This is a genomic window from Candidatus Zymogenaceae bacterium (genome assembly GCA_016931225.1).
Classification (GTDB): domain Bacteria; phylum Desulfobacterota; class Zymogenia; order Zymogenales; family Zymogenaceae; genus JAFGFE01.
This window is the reverse complement of sequence record JAFGFE010000031.1, coordinates 106,663-128,578: the sequence shown is the minus strand read 5'-3', so window position 1 is coordinate 128,578 and position 21,916 is coordinate 106,663. Positions and strand designations below refer to the sequence as shown.

21 protein-coding genes and 1 riboswitch are annotated in these 21,916 nt (G+C 55.6%); of the genes, 10 read left to right on the top strand and 11 right to left on the bottom strand.

Features of this window, described 5'->3' with window-relative positions:
- The 5 genes from JW885_12720 to JW885_12700 all read right to left on the bottom strand — a co-directional run bounded on the left by JW885_12720 (position 1) and on the right by JW885_12700 (position 5,102).
- Positions 1–1,263: a molybdopterin molybdotransferase MoeA gene (locus JW885_12720; protein MBN1883031.1), complete on the bottom strand. Its 1,263-nt coding sequence runs from the start codon at positions 1,261–1,263 to the stop codon at positions 1–3.
- 338 nt (positions 1,264–1,601) lie between these two features.
- On the bottom strand, positions 1,602–2,609 hold the full coding sequence (locus JW885_12715) for an ATP-binding cassette domain-containing protein (protein ID MBN1883030.1): 1,008 nt from the start codon (positions 2,607–2,609) through the stop codon (positions 1,602–1,604).
- Between the two features lie 11 nt (positions 2,610–2,620).
- Positions 2,621–3,313: an ABC transporter permease gene (locus JW885_12710; GenBank protein ID MBN1883029.1), complete on the bottom strand. Its 693-nt coding sequence runs from the start codon at positions 3,311–3,313 to the stop codon at positions 2,621–2,623.
- A gap of 92 nt (positions 3,314–3,405) precedes the next feature.
- Complete coding sequence (locus tag JW885_12705; protein ID MBN1883028.1) at positions 3,406–4,218, bottom strand: substrate-binding domain-containing protein; 813 nt, start codon at positions 4,216–4,218, stop codon at positions 3,406–3,408.
- A 59-nt stretch (positions 4,219–4,277) separates the two neighbouring features.
- Positions 4,278–5,102 carry a substrate-binding domain-containing protein gene (locus JW885_12700; GenBank protein MBN1883027.1) on the bottom strand — a complete coding sequence of 275 codons (825 nt, stop codon included), beginning with the start codon at positions 5,100–5,102 and terminating at the stop codon, positions 4,278–4,280.
- Positions 5,103–5,233: 131 nt separating this feature from the next.
- Positions 5,234–5,382: riboswitch (molybdenum cofactor riboswitch) on the bottom strand.
- 301 nt (positions 5,383–5,683) lie between these two features.
- Here JW885_12700 and JW885_12695 point away from each other — a divergent pair.
- Positions 5,684–6,844, top strand: a complete 1,161-nt coding sequence (locus JW885_12695) for a metallophosphoesterase (GenBank protein MBN1883026.1) — start codon at positions 5,684–5,686, stop codon at positions 6,842–6,844.
- A gap of 14 nt (positions 6,845–6,858) precedes the next feature.
- Here JW885_12695 and JW885_12690 read toward each other — a convergent pair whose 3' ends face one another.
- The 4 genes from JW885_12690 to cbiQ all read right to left on the bottom strand — a co-directional run bounded on the left by JW885_12690 (position 6,859) and on the right by cbiQ (position 10,415).
- Positions 6,859–8,058, bottom strand: coding sequence for a hypothetical protein (locus JW885_12690; GenBank protein ID MBN1883025.1), 1,200 nt, complete (start codon positions 8,056–8,058; stop codon positions 6,859–6,861).
- Positions 8,059–8,074: 16 nt separating this feature from the next.
- Positions 8,075–8,851, bottom strand: coding sequence for a histone deacetylase family protein (locus JW885_12685; GenBank protein ID MBN1883024.1), 777 nt, complete (start codon positions 8,849–8,851; stop codon positions 8,075–8,077).
- Positions 8,852–8,922: 71 nt separating this feature from the next.
- A complete protein-coding gene (locus tag JW885_12680; protein MBN1883023.1) occupies positions 8,923–9,639 on the bottom strand; it encodes an ABC transporter ATP-binding protein in 717 nt (238 codons plus the stop codon).
- Positions 9,639–10,415: a cobalt ECF transporter T component CbiQ gene (gene cbiQ, locus JW885_12675; protein ID MBN1883022.1), complete on the bottom strand. Its 777-nt coding sequence runs from the start codon at positions 10,413–10,415 to the stop codon at positions 9,639–9,641. Before cbiQ ends, JW885_12680 begins: the two co-directional genes overlap by 1 nt.
- A gap of 243 nt (positions 10,416–10,658) precedes the next feature.
- On the opposite strand from cbiQ, the gene JW885_12670 reads away from it, so the two are divergent.
- The 9 genes from JW885_12670 to JW885_12630 all read left to right on the top strand — a co-directional run bounded on the left by JW885_12670 (position 10,659) and on the right by JW885_12630 (position 19,858).
- Positions 10,659–12,407, top strand: coding sequence for a TIGR04190 family B12-binding domain/radical SAM domain protein (locus tag JW885_12670; protein MBN1883021.1), 1,749 nt, complete (start codon positions 10,659–10,661; stop codon positions 12,405–12,407).
- A 359-nt stretch (positions 12,408–12,766) separates the two neighbouring features.
- Positions 12,767–13,762 (top strand): CoA transferase subunit A, encoded by a 996-nt coding sequence (locus JW885_12665; GenBank protein ID MBN1883020.1) that lies wholly within the window; start codon positions 12,767–12,769, stop codon positions 13,760–13,762.
- Positions 13,763–13,772: 10 nt separating this feature from the next.
- Entirely contained in the window at positions 13,773–14,543 is a 771-nt protein-coding gene (locus tag JW885_12660; protein ID MBN1883019.1) for a 3-oxoacid CoA-transferase, read from the top strand.
- Positions 14,544–14,604: 61 nt separating this feature from the next.
- On the top strand, positions 14,605–15,465 hold the full coding sequence (locus tag JW885_12655) for a 3-keto-5-aminohexanoate cleavage protein (protein ID MBN1883018.1): 861 nt from the start codon (positions 14,605–14,607) through the stop codon (positions 15,463–15,465).
- 248 nt (positions 15,466–15,713) lie between these two features.
- Entirely contained in the window at positions 15,714–16,469 is a 756-nt protein-coding gene (locus JW885_12650; protein ID MBN1883017.1) for a slipin family protein, read from the top strand.
- On the top strand, positions 16,469–16,999 hold the full coding sequence (locus tag JW885_12645) for a hypothetical protein (protein MBN1883016.1): 531 nt from the start codon (positions 16,469–16,471) through the stop codon (positions 16,997–16,999). Before JW885_12650 ends, JW885_12645 begins: the two co-directional genes overlap by 1 nt.
- 12 nt (positions 17,000–17,011) lie before the next feature.
- Entirely contained in the window at positions 17,012–17,950 is a 939-nt protein-coding gene (locus tag JW885_12640) for a site-2 protease family protein (GenBank protein ID MBN1883015.1), read from the top strand.
- Positions 17,951–18,047: 97 nt separating this feature from the next.
- Positions 18,048–18,896 (top strand): lysophospholipase, encoded by an 849-nt coding sequence (locus JW885_12635; GenBank protein MBN1883014.1) that lies wholly within the window; start codon positions 18,048–18,050, stop codon positions 18,894–18,896.
- Positions 18,897–18,922: 26 nt separating this feature from the next.
- The gene (locus tag JW885_12630) at positions 18,923–19,858 is read left to right on the top strand and encodes a lysophospholipase (GenBank protein ID MBN1883013.1); all 936 of its coding nucleotides are present in this window, start codon (positions 18,923–18,925) and stop codon (positions 19,856–19,858) included.
- A gap of 50 nt (positions 19,859–19,908) precedes the next feature.
- Here the strand turns inward: JW885_12630 and JW885_12625 are convergent, their stop codons facing one another.
- Complete coding sequence (locus tag JW885_12625; protein MBN1883012.1) at positions 19,909–20,880, bottom strand: dipeptide ABC transporter ATP-binding protein; 972 nt, start codon at positions 20,878–20,880, stop codon at positions 19,909–19,911.
- The gene (locus JW885_12620; GenBank protein ID MBN1883011.1) at positions 20,873–21,838 is read right to left on the bottom strand and encodes an ABC transporter ATP-binding protein; all 966 of its coding nucleotides are present in this window, start codon (positions 21,836–21,838) and stop codon (positions 20,873–20,875) included. The genes JW885_12625 and JW885_12620 overlap by 8 nt, the downstream gene beginning before the upstream one ends.
- Positions 21,839–21,916: the final 78 nt, after the last annotated feature.

Here is a 21,916-nt window from a genome sequence, read left to right as displayed (position 1 = left end):
CTATCCGATGATATCCGCATAGCGGAATATGGTGACCTTTTCCCCGCCGGCGTAGCCTTCACGGTTTTCGGGAATCATCAAAAGCCCGTGGCTTGAGATCATCGTGGTAATGATGCCGGACTTTCCGAGCATGGGCGTCGCCGTCGGGAGATCGGTTCCGTTATCGTCTGTCAGCGATATCGGGATAAAAGTACGCCTCCCCGGCGAGCCGGGAACGCTCCGAGAAAGCTGTGCAGATACCTGGGATGGAAAGGGAACGGGATGTTTCTCTCCCCCGATACCCCTGATAAACGGCGCAATGAAGGCGAGGAATACCACGAGCGCCCCCATCGGATGTCCGGGGAGGCCCACAACGGGGGTGTCGTCAACAATACCGAAGATGGTGGGTTTCCCCGGCTTGACGGCCACGCCGTGCACCAGCACACCCGGCCCCCCCAGGGAGTCGATGGCAGAGAGGGTGAAGTCTTTCGCCCCCACGGAACTCCCCCCGGAGAGGAGGACCAGGTCGGCCTCCTTGATGCCCCGTGCGATGGTGTCCTGTATCACGGCAAGGTCGTCCGGGGCGTTTTCCAAACGAATCGGCACCCCCCCCGCCTGCATCACGGCCGCAGACAGGATGTATGTATTGATGTCCCGCACGCAGCCTTCCGGGGGAGACAGACTTGGCTCGACGATCTCGTTGCCGGTGGAAAAGACGGCGACTCGGGGCCGCTCATGAATGCGAAGGCTGCAGACTCCCGCGGCATACAGGGCGCCGATATCATGGGGGCGAAGTCTCACCCCCCCATTCACCAGCACGTCATTATCTTTCATATCCTCGCCCGGGACGACCAGGTTCTCAAGATGACCGACTCCCTTTCTGATTTCCAGGGTCGAATCGTCTATGAGATCGGTATACTCCTGCATGACGACGGCGTCGGCCCCTTTTGGGATGCTGCCGCCGGTGACGACCCGGACCGCCTGGCCGGATTCCAGGGAGATGTGGGCAGGGGTGCCCACCGGGATGTCGCCTGTCAGGTCGAGGTAAACCGGGATGGACGATCCGGCGCCGTGTGTGTCTCCGCTGACGACGGCGTATCCGTCCACCGTTGAGCGAAAAAAACGGGGCACCTGTTCCGGTGCGCGAACGTCATGTGCGGCCACCCTGCCTGTCGCGTTCAGCGTTTCGACCGTTTCCACCCCCGTAACGGCGATATATCGACCCAGCAACGTCTCAAATTCGTCCGCCGGGGTGAGGGTGAGAAAATCCTTGCGTATCGTCATCGATGAATCGTCGCCTGAAATGACATGTGTTCATTCTCTATGTGCCGGCTCTTCTGCAACATTTATTATATGTGTTTGGGGGTTGCATAAAAGCCCGGGTCACATGAAAAAATATAATATCGGTTATTCCCCGTATAAGCGGCGCATCTCAAAGAGACCGTGCACGTCGGCGGGTTATCGATCATTCGCCGCGGCTTTTGGGAGAATTCCTATATCTCGCAGTCAATATAAAACCCGTCAATCAGAGCAGATACGCAGCGTGCCGGCGCAAAATAATATTACAATATAACACACATAACGGTGTGATTCCACGGGATTATATCAAAAAAAGTTCCTTTTCAGTATGTGACGACCGACTGGGCCTTGAAGGAGATATATACCAATTTTCCAATTGTCAGGCCCATCTCTTCCAGTGATCTCATGGTGATGTGGATGCTGAACCGCTCGCCGACATCCACGGTGAGGCTGACGGCGGGTCCCTCTTTTTCAATGGCCACGATCTCGCCGATGAACTGGTTTCTGGCGCTGCTTTCTATTCTCTTATTGGAAACGATGATGTCCTTCGGATCGATGGTGATATGACGGGCGGAGTTCACGGGGTTTGCGAGAGATACGGCGATGCGGCCGGTGTCGAATATCGGCTCGCCGTTTTGTGTTTTCGGGGTGCCGGAAAATAGGTTCTTCAACCCGAAATCGTGAGGCTTTCCCTCCAGCAGCGTCAGGACGTAATCCGCCAGGTGATATGCATGGTGGAGGTTATGGGTGGAGAAAATGATGGTCGTATCGTACCGTTGATTGATATCTCGAATGATCTGTTCGATCTTCGCCACATTATGGATGTCGACATTGGCCGTCGGCTCGTCGAGGAGCAGCACCCGGGGACGGATCGACAGGGCCCGGGCGATGGCCACGCGCTTCGTCTCGCCGCCGGAGAGGGTTCGGGCGTTTCGATCTTTCAGGTGAAGGAGCCCCACGGTTTCGAGGGCCCTGTCGACCTCACGAATTATGTCGTCTTTTGACGCGCCGCGGTACACGAGCCCCATGGCGACGTTCTTTGTGACCGTGGACTGGAACATCGTCGGTTCCTGGTGCACCAGAGTGATGTGCTTTCTCAAGTTATAGAGATTGTGATCGGTCAGGTCGATGCCGTCAAACCGGAGGGAGCCGGAGCTTTTTACAAGGAGGAACGACAGGATGAGAAGCAGGGTGGTCTTGCCCGAGCCGTTGGGACCGACAAGGGCGTAGATGCCGCCGGCGTTGAACGAATAGGACGGAATGTCAAGGACGACTGTGCCGTTATATTCCTTCTTCAATTCGGAAATCTCGATGATGGCGTCGTTGTTCATCGAAGGCCCACCTATTCTCCCAGCGCCCTGAGCCGGTGCAAAACGATGTTTACGGAAAAGGCGAGGAATATCAGAATAATTCCGAGGGCGATTCCCAGGGCGAACTCGCCCTTGCTTGTCTCAAGCATAATAGCCGTGGGGATGGTACGGGTGAATCCCTTTATGTTGCCGCCCAGCATCATGGCGGCGCCCACCTCCGCCACAACCCGGGCGTAGCCGGCCACGATGGCCACAAGGTAGCCGATGCGTCCCTCCCTGACAACAGCAAGATACGACTGCATGGGGGATGCGCCCAGTGTCAGGGCGGTATCCCTGACCTTTGTATCGATGCCCTGGGTGACGGAAATCGCAAATGATGTGATGATCGGTATGCACAGGATCGTCTCTCCCAGAATGATTGCCCAGGGGGTGAAGAGAAGGCCCAGAAACCCGAGGGGACCTTTACGTGAGAGAAAGGAATAGCCCATCAATCCCACAACGGTGGTGGGAAGCGCCATGAAGGTATTGAATAACGTCACCAGCGACGCCTTTCCTCGGAATTCGAAACCACCGATGAAAAAGCCGAGGGGGAGGGCAATGGCGGAGCCGAGGAACGTCGCCGTCAGGGAGCAGTAGAGGGACGTCAGGACGATTTGGTATACTTCCCGATCGAAGGAGAAGATCAGAATCAGGGCCTGCCAGAGACCGTCGGTCAGGTATCGTATCGTGTCAAAGTGCATGGAGAGAGGGCATCCGGTTAAAAAGGGAGGAGGGGGTGCCCCCCCCTCCCTTTACGTGTTTTATTACAGAAGAACGACTATTCCGCGTTCGGGTAAAAGAGCTGCGTATCAAATTTCTTGTAGTCGGCGATGAGCTGCTGGCCTTTTTCGGACGTGATCCACTCCAGGAACGCCTTCGCACCCTCGTAGTTGACGGTGTCGATGGTTTCCGGATTCACGGTGATCACCGAGTACTGGTTGAACAGGATCGGATCTCCCTCGACCATGACCTCAAGATCGATTTTATCATCGAAGGTGTAGGAGAGATAGGTGGAATTGTCGGCAAGGGCATAGCCCCTCTTCTCATTCGCCATCAGAAGCGTCGGCCCGATACCGGCGGCGGCCTCTATATACCAGTCGCCCTCGGGGGCAATGCCTGCCTCGTCCCAGATCAACAGCTCCTTCACATGAGTTCCGGAATTATCACCCCGGGAGACGAACAAAGATTCCGTCTCGGCGATCTTTGTGAACGCCTCGGAGGCGCTCTCAAGACCCTTTATACCGGCCGGATCATCCGCGGGACCGATGATGTAGAAGTTATTGTACATCACCTCTTTTCTGTCCAGGCCGTATCCCTCGTCGATGAACTGCATCTCCAGGGATTTGGCATGAACCAGCACCGCGTCGGCGTCACCGTTTCTTGCGTATTCCAGGGCCTTGCCGGTGCCCGCATAGATATATTTCAGGTCGATGCCCGTATCTTCCTTGAAGATCGGGATGAGGTAGTCGAGCAGGCCGGTATCGACCGTGCTGGTGGTTGTCGCAACCGTAATCTCATCGGCCGATGCCACCCCAAAAAGGAGCGTCAGCGCGAAGAGCAGTAAAACACTGACTCTAAGAAATTTTTTCATGTTGATTCCTCGTGTGGAATATATTACATAAGTAAGCCGCTATCCGTACTGAGCGGGGATTATTCTCCCGCACTCGGGTAGAACAGCACCTTATCCTGGAGCCTGAAATCGCCGATGAGGGTCTGTCCCTTTTCGGAGGTCATCCAGTCGATGAGAGCCATGGCCCCGTCATGATTGACGGTAGGATGCAGTTCCGGATTCACGTCCATAATGCCGTAGGGGTTGAAGAGGATCGGGTCTCCCTCAACCAGGATCGGCTGGTCGGTCTTGCCGTCGGCTACATAGGCGATATAGGTGCCGCGATCGGTCATGGTATAGCCTCCCTGTTCAAAGGCCATCACAAGGACGGCGCCCATGCCCTGTCCCGCTTCCATGTACCATTTCCCATCGGGCGTTACTCCCGCCTCGTTCCAGAGGATAAGCTCCTTCTTGTGCGTGCCGGAGTCGTCGCCCCGGGATACGAAGAGGGATTCCGTCTCGGCGATCTTCTTCATGGCTTCCACAACGCTCAGTCCGGAAATGCCGGCCGGGTCGTCGGCGGGGCCGATGATGATGAAGTCGTTGTACATCACGTCTTTTCTGACGGTGCCGTATCCGCCGGCCATGTATTCATCCTCGGACGGACGGGCGTGAACCAGCACCACGTCGACGTCGCCGTTCCTGCCCAATTCCAGGGCCTTACCGGTGCCCACGGAGATGATTTCCACCTCGACGCCGGTGTCGGCGGTGAATTCCGGGAGCAGGTAATCCAACAGCCCAGAGTTATAGGTGCTGGTGGTTGTGGCCAGCTTGATGCTGTCGGCGCTCAGGGCGGGGGCTGCAAAAAGCCCCACCACGAGAAGGCCGGCAAGCATCAGGGTCGAGAAAAGCTTCGCACGTTTCATGATACCTCCTGAATAAATAATGGTAACCAGCGTTTTTGAGTGCAGGAAAGAAACGAACGATTTTCCGCCAAAAAAACGCACCATGTCTTGGTGCGGATACGTTACGGAATAGGTCGTGTGGAGGAATACCACCGACGACCTGCCGTTCTCCTTTCCAAGCACGGGGGGTCCGACCGTTTCCCGTCGGACCGTATCGTCCTCACGACCATAACAGGTGGACATACCCGAAAAAGGCATGGCCCCCTCCCGTAGGTCGAGAGGATCGGAGAACAATATGTGGAAATATCATAGATGAAATATTACTCGATTGTCAAGGTATTTCGTTTTGGGTGCCTGGGTGGAAAACTGTTTCGACCGAATTATGTTTGTGTGAAAATGAAATATCCATCACCCCGATACGTCGGAGATATATGAAAGGTGAGAGGACCGCACACGTCTTTTGTACTCCAAAATGGATCATGATCGGCGGAGCCGGTATCCTCACGATGTCCATCACCTTTTTCAGTTTTTCTCCGATAAATGTGACGGATCATAGTATAATAAGAATTTAGTGTTGAAAACGCATCGAAACCGGAGCCGACATGAACTCGATGAAGGATATCATCATCTTCTGGATGATTGCGACGCTGGCAATATATATCCCGCTGAATCTCTACGTGTTTTTGAAGGGAAACCTTGCATTGAGCCTCACAGGCCTCTGGTTTCGTGTGTACCTGGTCGTTTTTGTGCTGCTGGCGCTGGTTTTTCCGGCAAGCCGCATTCTGAGGGTCGTCGCACCGGGTGAGCCCGCTATGATTACCTCGTGGATCGGATCGTTCTGGCTGGCGGTGGTGTTCTATCTCTTTTTGTTGGGGCTGGTGGTGGATCTCTTCAGATTCGCCAATTTCATTGTTCCGTTTATACCCGCCTTTATCGAGAATAACCGCATCGTTATCGGTCGGATCGCCGCCGCCTTCGTTTTCGCGTCATTGACCGTCACGTTCGTCTGGGGGTATATCAACGCAAAGAACGTGCGGGTGCGCTCGATTCCCCTCGCCATCGTGTCGCTGGGGGAGGTGAAAAATCCACTGACGGTGGCGTACATCTCCGATGTTCACATCGGATACGAGGTGGGGGAGCGCCATCTTGCGGATATCGTGGAAAAGGTCAACGGGGCCGATCCGGACCTGATACTTATCGGGGGTGATCTCTTGGAGGAGCCTCCGGTACTCATCGAGGATATGCTCGATACCCTGTCTCTCCTAAACGCGCCGTACGGCGTGTATGCGACCGCGGGCAATCATGAATTCTATACGGGTCTTTCCGCCGGGAGGGATTTCATGAATCGTGCGGGAATACGTCTCCTCATCGATGAGGTGAAGACGATAGAGGGACTTTTAAACGTGGCGGGCCTGGTGGATCCCTCGGGAAACAGGGCGGGGCTTGGTTCCCGGGACGCGTTTCGGCGGATGATGGAGGAGAGAGACGAAACGCTCCCGACCGTACTCCTGTATCACTCGCCGGTGCGCATCGAAGAAATCGCAGCATCGGGGGCCGTCGACCTGATGCTTTCGGGACACACCCACAACGGACAGTTCTTCCCCGTGAATATGATCACGAATCGCATGTTCCGGGTGGCATATGGACGGGCGGAAGTGGATGGGATGCACCTCTATGTCTCCAGCGGCGCCGGCACCTGGGGGCCGCCCATCAGGGTGGGGAGTGAATCGGAGGTTGTGATCTTCACTCTGACGGCACGGTAGGACGGGTTCCCCGTTCAGACGTGTTTCCTGATGAACAACAGATCGCACAACCCGATGGTCATCTTGGGCAGAAAGTAGGTTGCGCTGTAGTGCCCCGAGGGGAAGGGGAAGTAGAACTCCCGGAAGTTTCCGCCTTTGAGCCGATTTTCAGCGAAGAACTCCCTTTGACGTCGGGCGAATTCATAGCGCACCACCGGGTCCTGTTTGGCCTTTACCGAAAGGATAGGGATCGTAATGCGGTTGACATATTTCATCGGGTTGACCGCCGGCCACAGCGCCTCGATTTCCTCCCCGGTGAGCCCCAGGTCTTCCACCAGTCCCTTCCTCGCGAAACCAGCCTCGATGTTTTTCGGATCGGTCACGAAATCCCTCAGGTATCCTCCCGAAAGATTGAGCACCGCGGCGCTGAGGATGTCGTCCGGGGCGCCGTCAATCAGATCGGGAGTATGCTTTTTCAGAAACCGATAATACCGGGAGGTGTGAGCCAGGGCCATGACGAGAAACGTCGCCCCGATGCTGGTGCCGACCCCCCCGATCCTGGTGATGCCACGGGAGAGGAAAAAGAGAAGGCCGCCCAACACATCGGCGATGCCCTGGGAGAAAGAGACGAGTGTCTCGTACATATTGGCGGAAAAGACCCGCTCCCCGGGTACGCTCTCCGTGTCCTGTGGATCGTAGCGACCGCCGTGATATGGATGCACCATCTCAAGGCTTGTATAGCCGAATTTCGCAAGCAGCGTTCCCAAACGATTGAAGGCCCGCTCTTCGGCCCTGAGATTTGAGAGGATGATAACCCCTTTTTCTCTCCCCCCGGGGTAGAGCCATGCCCTAACCCGGTTGTTGACGGGGGAGGGGGATGTGATCCTGCTGGGAAATGTCACCAAGCCGGTCTTTTTTGATTCGATGAGATCGTCGAAGGTCGTCTCCCGGCCGTCCTCGGTCTCAAGGACGAAAGGGGTGCGTGGGTCGGGAAAGATATTTTCGGGAAATTCAGTGCTGAATGAGGTCAGACGATCCTCGTACTGCTCCCGTGTCATGGGGCTTCCGTCGTCATTGCGGCCCCAGGTTCCCGGTTTGGGATCCGGGCGATCCCGCAAGCCCTGAAGCTTCAGGTCGTGAGACCGAACCCCCTCCTCACAGCTTCCGGCACGCACCACATCCATCAGAAGATGCAGGTACGAGTACGGACTTTTTGAGTCTTTTCTGGAAGTCATGCGTGTGTCGCTTCGGTTATTCCATTCCCTCGATGAGGCTTTTGGCGTTGATGCCCAGGTCCTTCAGGTAATACCCCCCCTCGAGGAGGGCGAATCGCCGTCCAGAGGCGTATTTTTCCGCCGCCTCCTTCACCGTCTCACCGATGGTTTTGTAGTCCTCGGTCATCAGGGTGCCGCCCCAGTCTTTTATATAGGTATCGAAACCGGCGGATACGCCGATGATGTCATAGGGGGCCGCCTCCTTCAGCTCCTGGTGACACAGGGCGAGGAACTCCATGCGGTTGGACGACTGGATGTTGATCACCGTTACTTCCCCTCCGTGGTATTTTCTGCCGGAGAAGAAATTATCCGTGCCGTCGCCGAAATGGAGATCGATATCGAGGACCACGGCGCGATTGATTTTTCCCTCATCGATGAGCTTCGTCAGCGCCACGGCCATGTTATTGAAGAAACAAAATCCCCAGTTGCTTCCGGGGCTCGCGTGGTGTCCCGGCGGTCGGATGAGGCCGAAGGCGGGGGTTCCGGTCATGGCGGTCTCGGCGGTCATGATCGCCCCCCCGGCTGAGAGGAGCGCCGTTTCAAACCGCCCCGGATCACGCCGCTCCGCATCGATGAGGGAGGGAACATGAACCCGGGCGATGTCGTTTTCGGTGGCGGGCGCAGGCTTTGTGAATCGATAACCGTTTTCCGAAAGGACCGCGTGGATGTTCTTGACACGCTCGGGTCGTTCCACCGAGGCGGTGGGGTAATCGGTGAGGAATCGATCATGATATATGATTTTTGTTTTAGGCATGACAACCTCCCGGAAGGATAAAAAGATCCTCCATTAATACAGCGTATGTGTACCTGATTGTATCAAATGGATCAGTCAAACACCAGCCGAAGCTTTTTTAGAAGCGATGTGTCGGCCAATAAGTGTTCGGTGGGCATGTCGCATGCCACCATACCGTCGGACATGACCACAGATCTCTCCGTCAGCGCTGCCGCAAGAGTGATGTCATGGGTGACGATCAGCTTGGTCTTTTCGATAGATCTGATGATGCGCTTCAGTTCAAAGACGCCTTCGGGATCGAGATTCGCGGTCGGCTCGTCGAAAACGATGATGTCCGGCTCCATGGAGAGTATCGTCGCGATGGCCGCGCGCTTTTTTTCGCCGAAGCTGAGGTGATGGGCGCTTCGATGGTCGAATCCGTCCAGCATCATGGATGACAGGGCGGATGTGACCAGAAGATTCACAGCGTCATCGTCAAGCCCCATATTCTTCGGGCCGAAGGCCACGTCGTCAAACACCGTGGGACAGAAAAGCTGGTCCTCGGGATTCTGAAAGACAATACCGATTTTTTTCCGTATGTCGCGGGCCGTTTTTCTGGAGAGTCGTATACCGGATACGGTAATGGTTCCGCTTGCCTCGACGAGACCGGGAAGCGTCAGTATCAGCGTGGATTTCCCCGCACCGTTGGCGCCCATGACCGCCACGGATTCACCGGGGTCGATCCGGAGGCTTACGCCCCTGAGGGCCTCCGATCCGTCGGGGTAGGTGTAGAAAACGTCTTTGATGTCGATGGCCGGTGTGGCGTTCATTACAGGATATTCCCCCACAGACGGATGGCGGCGGCCGCCGGCAGTGTCAGCAATAGAAAAAGATAGTCGAATACCGTGAGGCGCTCGGTGCCGGTCATGATATAGCTGCTGTCATACCCCCGAGCCTTCATGGCGAGATAGGTCCGCTCGCCCCGCTCAAGGCTTCTCAAAAACAGCGCCCCGATCACATAGCCGATAATCGGCGCGTGCCATATCCACCTCCCGCCGTACATCCGGGCGTCCCTCGCCCGGGAAATGCGTTCCATCTCGTCGATAAGGAGAAATTGGTAGTGGTACATGAACGAGAGGGTGTCGGTCATTACGGAGGGGATTTTCATCTCCCTGAGCCCCGTCAAAAGGTCGGTGAAGGGGGTGGAGGAAAGAAGAAGCGTCATCAGCAGGATGGCGAGCGTCGCCTTGGCGGTCACGCCGAAGAGCACGAAAAGCCCCGCACGGGATACCGAGAGGCCCCATATGCCGAGGGGGACCGGCGGTACGTTCGGGTCCGGAGTGACGAAGGGAACGGCGATAAGGGCAACCAGCACAAAGGGGGTGATGACCAAAAGACGCTTGATATAAAGCCTCGGGCCGATGTTCGACATGAAAAGCAGCACCAGGACCAAAAGAGAGTAGAGGGCGAACTTCACCATATCCTCCGGCGAGGTGCTGACGATCAAAAAGACGATACCGACGAGAGCGATGAACTTCGTCTTCGGATTCAATCCCCGAATGGGGCTTGGAATCTCGCTTTCGTGGTCGAGAAAATGGTGTTTCATGATAAAATCCGAGAAAGAATAGTATACAGAATAGCCGGTGATGCTGGCAAGCCTTTTCTCGTCGGAAACCGAGGGAGGATCAATGTGTCATTTCCTCTGTATATACACCGAGGCCGATATCAATATTGGATATTCGGTGACAGGTTTTTATTGAATTTTTTATTCAGGTGTGGGAGAATGATGATACAAAGGGCGGGTTTGACTGATTGAGCAGTGCAGGAGACACCAGGAAACACGACTCAGATGATACAACGATTTGTTCCGAAAGCGGACCTGGTCCTTATCCATCCCCCCAGTACCTTCGATTACGCCGATCGTAAGGCGTTCCTCGGTCCCATCAGCGATGTCGTGCCGTCAACCCCGCTTTTCGAGATGTATCCGATAGGATTTTCGTCCATCGCGGAGCACCTCTCCAAAAACGGCGCCTCCGTCCGTATCATCAATCTGGCCTATCTGATACTTAAGCGGCCGAACATGGATGTGCGGCGGTTCCTGAGACGGCTCAGGGCCCGGGCCTTCGGCATATCCCTTCATTGGCTCCCCCACGCCCACGGGGCCGTGACGCTTGCCCGCATGCTCAAGGAAGTACAGCCTGACGTCCCGGTGATTTTTGGCGGCTACTCCTCCACCTATTTTCACCGTGAAATCATCTCATATCCATTCGTCGATTTTATCCTGAGGGGCGACTCCACCGAGCGGGCGACGCTCAAACTGGTCGAAGCCATCAGAAACGGTGGAGATTTCTCTCAGGTGTCGAACCTCACCTGGAAGAAGAACGGACGAATCATCGTCAACGATCGGATGATCGTGGAGACGCACCTCAACGATTTTACCAACGACTACCGCACCATGTTTCGAAAGGCGGTCAAATACTGCTCGCCCGTCGCCATGACCCCCATACATGACTGGTGGCGTTATCCGATTACCATGATGGTGACCTGCCGGGGGTGTAAAAACAACTGCGCGTTCTGCGGTGGGTCGAACTTCGCCATGAAGCGCTTCCTCGACCGACGGGATGTCGCTTTTCGGGACCCGGAACGGGTGGCGCGGGATGTGAAGGATCTCTCCCAATTTACCACGGCGCCCATCTTTATCGTGGGGGACCTCAGACATGCGTCGGACGCCTACGCCCGGACCATTATTGATCGATTGGTCGAGGGAAGAGTACAAAACCACCTGGTACTGGAGCTGTTCAACGCGGCGCCAAAGGCGTACTTCGAGGCGCTGGGGAGTCTCGCGCATGTGAATTTCGAGATATCGCCGGAGACCCACGACGACGCCCTCAGGAAGCGATCGGGGAAGCCGTATACCACGCAACAAATAGAGGACAACATCACCTGGGCGTTGGAAAACGGCATAGAGAAGTTCGACGTGTTTTTCATGATCGGCATTCCGGGCCAGGACGAGGCGTCGGTGATGGAGACGGTGGAATATGCAGGATTGCTGATGAGACGATTCGGCACGCGGGTGATGCCATTCATCGCGCCGCTGGCGCCTTTCCTCGATCCGGGAAGCCTCGCCTTCGAGCACTCGGACAGGTACGGATATACGGTACTCTTTCGCACGTTTAAAAAACACCTGGAGGCGTTGGAGAAGCCGTCGTGGAAATACATGCTCAATTACGAGACGGAGCATCTCTCCCGAGACGACATCGTCAGGGTCACCTACGAGGCGGGAAGACGGCTCAACGACCTGAAGCGGGAGACGGGCCACATAGACGTGAGAACCCACGAGACGGTGGCCCGGCGCATCGAGGAGAACGTGTTGCTGATGAAAGAGGTGGATCTCTTGGTGGACACGGATGGGAATCCAAAGGGGGCGGCGGCCGGAGAAAAACTGAAGAAGATGATGATAACGGACATGTCCCTCACCGCGGGCGTAATCTGCGACAACGAGGAGATCAAGTGGCCGGTTTTCACCTCGGGATTTCGATTCATCAGGATCGCACACGCCGTGATCGGAGACATAATTCGACGAATGGTGAGGGAATAGCGGAAGGTGTAATGGTTCGATAATGATCATTTTAAACGAATCAATTTTAGAAGCCGAAAGGAAATTGGCTTGACATTCAATCGGCATATCGATACAATTCGCGTTGATTGACAAGTCAATCTAAGTATATGCGAACGGTGGGAGGTATTGCGTGTGCCGGCATGATTCAGCGCCGATGGTGACGGGGATCATCCCAAAAGCGGGGCGTGAACGATGCGGGGAAACAGGAATGATACGGGAAGCCGGAGGGCGCAATCGAGTATGGCAAAACGAGTCAGATTATGTTATACACACTCGGGTAACCATTTGATCACAAAGGGTATAACGTTTTTCCGATACAGCACTTAGAGGAGGGATACGTGGAAGTGATATCACAGGGAACGGGACCGCTTTTTATGGATCCTGATCCGGACAAGGCACGAGCGTTTTTCAAGGAAAAATCCCGCGCCCTGTCCAACAAGCTGACAAACGTCAAGGATGCGGTAAAAAAGTATATCAACGAGGGTGATTATCTTGCCATCGGCGGTTTCGGGGCCATTCGGTTCCCGTCGGCCGTCTGCCATGAACTCGTCCGACAGAAAAAGAAAAACCTTATCTTTTGCGGGCATACGTCCACCCATGACTTCCAGATTCTGTCGGCGGGTAAGGTTTTCAATAAGCTTGACATCGCCTATATCATCGGCCTTGAGGCGAGGGGACTTTCTCCCAACGCCAGGGCATACATGCAGAGCGGCGAAGTGGAGACCTGTGAGTGGACAAACTACGCAATGGCGGCCCGCATTAAGGCCGCTGCGATGGGCGTGTCGTTCGTGCCGATTCGCAACATGATGGGAACCGATACCGTCAAGCAAAGCGCCGCTAAGATCGCCAAGTGTCCGTTCACCGGGGAGAACTACGTTCTTGCCCCAGCCCTCTACCCGGACGTATCGGCCATCCATGTGCATGAGGCGGACGTCTACGGCAACTGTCGGATCAGGGGCATTTCCATCGCCGACCTCGAGCTTGCACGGGCGTCGAAACGCCTCATCATCACCGCAGAGCGCATCATCTCCAACGACGAGATCAGGAGCGATCCGACCCGGACCGTTATCCCCTTCTATTTGGTCGACGCGGTCTGCGAGGTTCCCTACGGCAGCTACCCGGGCAACATGCCCTATGAGTATTTCTCCGATGAGGGGCATCTGAGGGAGTGGCTGACGGTGGAGAAGGACCCGGACGAGTTCAAGAAGTTCCTGGACAAAAACATCTACAACGTGTCGGATTTCACCGAGTATGTCGAGTTAAACGGCGGGATCAAGAAGATGCAGGAGCTGAGGGATCAGGAATTTCTCGTTACAGCGAATAGTAGCAAATAGGAGGGCGATCATGTCTGATTACAACACCATGGAACTGATGATATGCTGCGCCGCCAGGGAACTGGAAGACGGCGCAACGGTGGGTGTTGGGACGGGCGCACCGTGCGCCGCCGCCATGCTCGCCCAAAAGACCAGCTCCCCGAACCTGGTCATCTTCTTCGAGGCCGGGGGCGTGGCGCCGCTGATTCCGACCATGCCCATCTCCGTGGGCGACACCCGCACCACCTGGAAGGCGAACATGGCCAGCGGTATGGCCGACGTCATGGAAACCTGCTGCCGGGGAATGGTCGATTATACCTTCCTGGGCGGCGCCCAGATAGATATGTACGGAAACCTCAATTCCACCATGATCGGTGGGGATTATAAAAGCCCGAAGGTGCGTTTCCCGGGCAGCGGTGGAGCCAACGACTTCGCCTCGTTCTGCTGGAAGATGATGGTCATCACCCCACAGGACGCCCGAAGATTTTCGGAGAAGCTGGACTTTGTCACCACACCCGGATACCTCGAGGGAGGAGACTCCCGAGACAAGGCGGGTTTGCCCAAGGGATCGGGACCGTACAAGATCATCACGAACATGTCGATTCTCGATTTCGAACCTGAATCGAAAAGAATGCGCATTGCATCGATCAATCCGGGTTACTCGGAAAAGGATGTTCGGGAGAACTGCGGTTTCGAGCTTCTTACTGCGCCCAAGGTGGCCGATACGAAACCGCCCACCGATGAGGAACTGCATATTCTCAGGGATGAGGTTGATCCAAACAAATTGATCATCGGACGATAGCCGCCACATAACCGCCGTACGGCGGGTATTTATAGCAACACGACTGCGTACAGGAGGAAGCATGTCAGACAAGGTTATCATAACTGCGGCCCTCACCGGAGCCGCAACGAGGAAGGAGCAGAATCCGGCGGTTCCCTATACCCCAGAGGAGTTCGCCGAGGATGCTTACAGGGTGTACAATTCCGGGGGGTCCATTGTGCACGTCCATGTCCGGGATCCGGAGCATGGCGCGCCGACCCACGAGATTGACAAGATCAAGACGACAATCGACGCCATCAAGGCGAAGTGTCCCGAGATCATCATCAACATGAGTTCGGCCATCGGCCCCTGGGTCACCCAGGAGCAGCGCATCGCACCAATCGTCGCCATCAAGCCGCCCATGGCGAGCCTCAATACGAACTCCATGAATTTCGGTATCGCCAACTGGAAGACCGGCGAAGTGCCGATGGAGATCGTGTTTGAAAACACATTCGCCATGCTGATCGACTTCAATGCTCAGATGAAGGCGAACGGCGTTAAGCCGGAATTGGAAGTGTACGACATGGGCGGTCTCTACAATGTGCTCCTTGTCAGAAAGCAGGGCATCTTTGAAGAGCCGATGCATTTCCAGATGGTCTTCGGAGTCGCCGGCGGTGTTCCCTACGAGCCGGGCATATTCGCCGCCATGAAGGACCGCCTGCCTGAAAACGCCACCTTCAGCGTCTGCGGTGTGGGACCGAACCAGTTCCCCGCCAATATGACCTCCGTGGTGAACGGCGGACACATGCGGGTCGGCCTTGAAGACAACACCCGTATGCCCAACGGTGAACTCGCCAAGGGAAGCTGGGAGCAGGTGGAGTGGTGTGTTGAGGTTGCGAAGCTGGCGGGACGGGAGATTGCAACACCGGACGAAGCGCGAAAGATGCTCAAGTTGAAAAACTAAAATCGTATCTATATAGCACATCGAGAGAACAAGCCGCGGATAATACAATCCGCGGCTTTTTTTGTGCAGCAGGAGAACGAATACGTGAGAGGTGAAAACCGCCCGGCAACGACGACGATTGCTGCATTCCTGATTCAAAAGCTCACGCAATACGTCCGTTCTCGTTATTTCGGTTGACGCGGTCTCTCGGCACGCTTATAATGAACGAAATGCACGACAGCAAACAATTATCCAAAAGGAGTATATCAATGTCAGGAATCGGTATAGTAATACTGGTCGTCATATTTATCGGCATCTTGATGTCGGCGATCCGCATTCTCAATGAATACGAGCGGGGAGTCATCTTCCGACTGGGACGCATCATCGACACGAAGGGGCCGGGATTGATCCTCTTGATACCGGTCATCGATAAAATGATGAAGGTCTCCCTCAGGACCGTCACCATGGACGTTCCGCCCCAGGACGTCATCACCCGGGACAACGTTTCGGTGAAGGTCAACGCGGTGATTTATTTCAGGGTCATGGACCCGAACAGGGCCATTATCGAGGTGGAAAACTACATCTACGCCACCTCACAGCTTGCCCAGACCACCCTCAGGAGCGTCCTGGGCGAGGTGGAGCTGGACGAAATGCTGGCCGAGCGGGAGCGCATCAACAACCAGCTCCAGGACATCCTGGACAAGCAGACCGATCCCTGGGGTGTCAAGGTATCCCATGTGGAGGTCAAACACATCGATATTCCCACAGATATGCAGCGGGCCATCGCCCGGCAGGCCGAGGCCGAGCGAATCAGGCGGGCCAAGGTCATCAACGCCGAGGGCGAGCTCCAGGCCTCGAAGATGCTGGTGGAGGCGGCGAAGATCATGGGAGAGAGCCCCATCACCATCCAGCTCCGATACCTGCAAACACTGGCGGAAATTGCCACCGAGAACAACTCGACGACGCTCTTCCCGGTGCCCATCGATTTCTTTGAACCCTACATCCAAGCGAAACGGAAGGAATAATGACCCGTCCGGAAGAGAGAGAGGGACTCAACATCGCCGCACGGCTGATGGCGGTATCCGCCCGCACCGCGCCGAAATCGAAGGGCGAGGATTTCGTGCTGACGAAGATACTCGAGGGCGACGACCTGGAGCCCCTGGCGGTGGAGATGGAGAAATACGGGCGTGAGACGAACAGGCCGAATTACGATCGCGATGCGGCGAACATTCGAAATACGCCCGTCATGCTGCTCATCGGCATCAAGAACGCAGATCCCCTGGGTCTGAATTGCGGTGCCTGCGGATTCGATACGTGCGCCGAATTGAAACAGAGGACGGGGCCCCAGTTTACGGGACCTCACTGCGCCTTCAGGCTCATGGACATGGGAATCGCCCTGGGATCGGCGGTCAAGACGGCGGCGATGCTCAACGTCGATAACCGGATCATGCAGCGCGCCGGAGTACTGGCGCGGCGTTCGGGGGTGGTGGACTGGGATTACGTGATGGGCATTCCCCTGTCGGCCACCGGTAAAAATATCTATTTCGATCGCTGAATCACTCACCGCATGTCACAAGAAAATCGATATCCGGTCATCGAGGTACGGCCGTCCCACGTGGAGTATGAACCTCGAGGCCGGGCGCTCAAAAAGAAGGCGCCACGGGAAAACGGGTGGCGCCTTCAGCTTATCCTGTTTCTGCTGACGATTCTCACAACGCTCATTGCGGGAGTGTCGTTCTATGTCGCGCCGACCGAGCTTCTCAGCGATCCCTCCCTGATCAGGTACGGACTTCCCTTTTCGGCGTCGATTCTCTCCATACTGACGGCCCACGAGATGGGCCATTATGTGACATCCCGCCTATATCGTGTGAATGTCACGCTTCCTTATTTCATCCCCGCCCCCACGCTCATCGGCACCCTGGGCGCGGTCATCAAGATGAAATCCCGGATCGGGAAAAAACACATACTCATGGAGATCGGGGCGGCGGGGCCGTTCGCCGGCATAATCGTAGCGCTCCCCCTGGTCGTGTGGGGGTTGAATCATTCGGAGATCATCCCTGTTGCCGAACAGGGGACCGACTATATCGTGTTCGGCGATTCACTCATGTTTCTGATTCTGACAAAGTTGACGGTCGGCGGCGTTCCCGAGGGATACGACATCCTGCTCCATCCGGTGGGATTTGCAGGCTGGGTCGGCTTTCTGGTGACGTCGCTCAATCTAATGCCCATCGGCCAGCTTGACGGCGGGCATATATCCTACGCGCTTTTCGGGAGGAGACATCGGATCGTCTCCCGTCTGTTTGTCGTTTTTCTTGTCCTGCTCGGAGCGATCGCGTATCCGGGGTGGCTTTTGTGGGCGCTTCTGGTACTCATTATCGGGCTGGACCACCCACCGGTGGCCGATGATGTGATACCGCTGGGGACGTTTCATCGGATTGTCGGATATGCGTCGCTGGTCCTGTTCATCCTGACGTTTATACCTCGTCCGGTCATTATCGAATTTTAATGACGGTTGGGGAGGTATTCATATGGAAATGAATCGGCTATGTGTGCTATAATGCCGCGCATCATGCATCGCATGATTTTCTACAACAGGAGGTGTTATGTCGACATATGTACACGATGAGGCCGGTTTTGAAGGTGCCGGCGGCGTGCATCTGTTTTACCGGTTTTACAAGCCGAAGGAATATAAGAATGTTATTATATATGTTCACGGTCTGGGTGATCACAGCGGAAGATACGTCTATCCGATCGAGTACCTCATAGATCACGGCATCGCCTTTTATGGATTGGATCATCGGGGGCATGGGAAATCTGACGGTAAGCGGGGTCATGTGGACAGGTTTTCCCAATATATTGACGATCTGAGGACGTTTGTGAGCATCGTCAGGAAGAGGGAGGGAACAGGCAAGGCGTTATTCCTCTTTGGACACAGCATGGGCGGATTAATCGCCGCGCGCTTCGTCGAGGAATATCCCCAAATGGTCCGGGGGCTGATACTGTCATCGGCGGCCCTGGAGCCTAATCGTGAGCCGCCCCCGATGACCGCACGTATGGGTGCGTTTCTATCGAAGCATATCCCGAAATTTACCATGACAAACGAGATCGACCCGGTCTTCCTGAGCCACGACAAGACGGTGATAAAGCGCTACACGGAGGACAGGCTGGTCCATAACAAAATCTCGGCCCGGCTTTTAACGGAAATGGCGCATGACATGAAGACGGTGTTCGAGAAGGCGTCGGAAGTACGCATCCCTGTGCTGGTGATGCACGCCGGTGATGATCACCTGATCTCTCTGAATGGAAGCCGTCGATTTTTCCAGGAGTTGGGATCTGAAGATAAAAAACTTGCCGTGTTCGAGGGATTCTATCACGATCTGGTGAACGAGGTCGACAGAATCCGGGTCTTTCAGGAAATGGAGACCTGGCTCGAGCCGATGTTGCTCGCATGAGAACACTTATTTAAAAGGGGGCATATATGAAATCTGGAACCATCACGTTGAAGGCACGGGACGGGGCCGAGATATTCGTGTATACCTGGAAGCCCGATGATGAAAAGGACGTCAAGGCTGTTATCCAGATAGCCCACGGTATGGCGGAACACGCGGCCCGGTATGAACGATTCGCAAATGCCCTGGTTGATGAGGGATTTGCGGTATACGCCGACGACCACCGGGGACACGGAAAGACGGCCGGGTCGCTGGATCGTGCCGGTTTCTTCGCGGACGAAGACGGTTGGCAGAAGGTCGTCGATGACCTTGCCATGATTACCGATCATATGGAGAAAGAATATCCGAAAGCGCCTGTCTTTTTCTTCGGACACAGCATGGGCTCCATGCTGGGAAGAACATACCTCCTACAGCATGGAAAGAGACTGTCCGGTGCGATTCTCTCTGGAACCATGGGCGATCCCGGGCTTCTGGGAAAACTGGGGGTTCTCGTGGCAAAGAGGGAGTGTAAAAAAAAGGGGAGGAACACCCCAAGCGAGTTGCTGGCGAAGCTCTCCTTCGGAAAGTTCAACAACGCCTTCAAGCCGGCCCGTACGGAATTCGACTGGCTCAGCCGGGATGAGGCTGAAGTGGATAAGTATGTCGATGATCCCTACTGCGGATTTGTATTCAGCGCGGGCGGCTTTCTGGACATGCTTACCGCCATGCCCCTGCTGTTCAAGCCGGAGGGCGTGGCCCGGATGCCCAAGACCCTGCCGATCTATCTCTTTTCCGGGGAAAAGGACCCGGTGGGCAACAACGGCAAGGGTGTCCGGGAGGTCTATAATCTCTACAAGAAGGCCGGGATAGAGGACGTCAGCATCAAGTTGTATGAGAACGGCCGTCATGAAATGCTCAACGAGACGAACCGTAAAGAGGTGTTCAGCGACGTCATCGGTTGGCTGAACGCACACATGCCGAAATAAACAGCCGTCACGTGTGATGAAACCGACGGTATGAGAACGAGTCGTTCGTTCTATCGAAAGTGACAGGCGCACCAGCGGCCGCCGCTCTTTTCTTCGAGCGGCGGCTCTTCTTTTTTACAGACGTCCTGGGCCTCCGGACATCGGGTATGAAACCGACAACCCGGCGGGGGGAATATAGGATTGGGGATGTCTCCCGAAAGGACGATGCGCTCTGTTTTTTTCGACGCCCCCACCGCGGGAACCGCCGAAAGGAGCGCCGTCGTGTACGGATGCAGGGGGTCGGCATAGAGAAGGGTCTTCTCGGAAAATTCCACAATCTTTCCCAAATACATCACCGCCACACGGTCACTGATGTACTCCACCACAGACAGATCGTGGGAGATGAACAGGTATGTCAGGCCGAGCTTCTCTTTCAGGTCGATCATCAGATTGAGTATCTGGGCCTGGATGGAGACGTCGAGGGCGGAAACCGGCTCGTCGGCCACGATGAGGTCGGGATCGAGGGCCAGGGCCCGGGCGACGCCGATACGCTGACGCTGGCCGCCGCTGAACTCGTGGGGATACCGGGTCAGGTGGTCTTCTGAGAGCCCCACCAGCTGTAAGTATTCCCGCACCCGATCGTCCCGCTCGCGACGTGTGGTCTTGCCGTGAATAATCATCCCCTCGCCGATAATAGAGGCCACCGATTTTCTCGGATTGAGGGACGAGTAGGGGTCCTGAAAGATAATCTGCAGCTTCGATCTGAACGCCTGTGTCTCACGCCTGCTCAACAGGGAAATGTCCCGGCCGTCGAACCAGACGGTGCCGTCGGTCGGTTTCTCGAGGTTGAGAATGATCCTCCCGATGGTGCTCTTTCCGCAGCCGCTTTCCCCTACCAGCCCCAGGGTCTCTCCACGGCGTATGGTGAACGTCACGTCGTCAACCGCCCGGACCATGAGTTTCTGCTTACCGAACTGCTCACTTCCCACCGGGTAATGCTTCGTGACATGATCTATTGAAAGAAGCGTCTGTGAATCACCCATAGAGCCAGCATCGCACCTTTCGTGTGTTGTCGGGGGAAAACATGCCCGGCGCCTCCCGGCGGCAGATGTCCATAACTCGATCGCATCGAGGGTGAAACCTGCAGCCGGGGGGAATCGCCGAGAGCTTCGGCACCGCGCCCGGGATGGTATAGAGGCGATTGTGTGAAGCTTTTGTCTGCGGCAGTGATCGAATGAGTCCCTGGGTGTAGGGATGCAGCGGTTCACTGAAGAGATCGGATACACGGGATTCCTCAACGATCTGCCCGGCGTACATCACCGATACCCGTTGGGCGACTTCGGATACCACGCCCAGATCGTGGGTAATGAGAATCAAGGACATCCGGCGCTCGACCTTCAGGGAAACGAGAAGCTCCAATATCGCCGCCTGGATGGTCACGTCCAGGGCGGTGGTGGGCTCATCCGCTATCATCAAAGACGGGGACAGGGCGAGGGCCATTGCGATCATCACCCTCTGTCTCTGCCCGCCGGAAAGCTGATGCGGGTAGGACGACACCACCCTTCTGGGAGCCGCCATGCCCACCTGGGAGAGGAGGTGAAGGGTCGCCTCCAGGATTTCCTTTTTGGAAAGTTTCCGGTGAAAAGCGAACATCTCTCCGATCTGGTCTCCGATGGTGAATACCGGGTTCAAGGACGTCATCGGTTCCTGGAAGATCATCGAGATATGATCACCGCGGATTACCCGCATTTCTTTCTCGGAGAGGGTGGTGAGGTTTGTTCCCTCAAAGGTGATGTCTCCCGACACGATTCTGCCGGGAGGGGAGGGAATAAGCCGCATGATTGACAGTGCCGTCACGCTCTTGCCGCACCCGCTTTCTCCGACCAGGCCTATCGTTTCGCCCCTGCCGATGGAAAAATCGACGCCGTCCACGGCCTTGAGAAAGCCGGAGTCGGTCAGAAAACCGGTTGTGAGATGTGAGATGGAGAGGATTGATTCCATAATACCGTATTTTGCATTGTGTCGGATACTGTATATCAAAAAAGAAACACTGACAACCATAAAAATTTCCTTGACAGT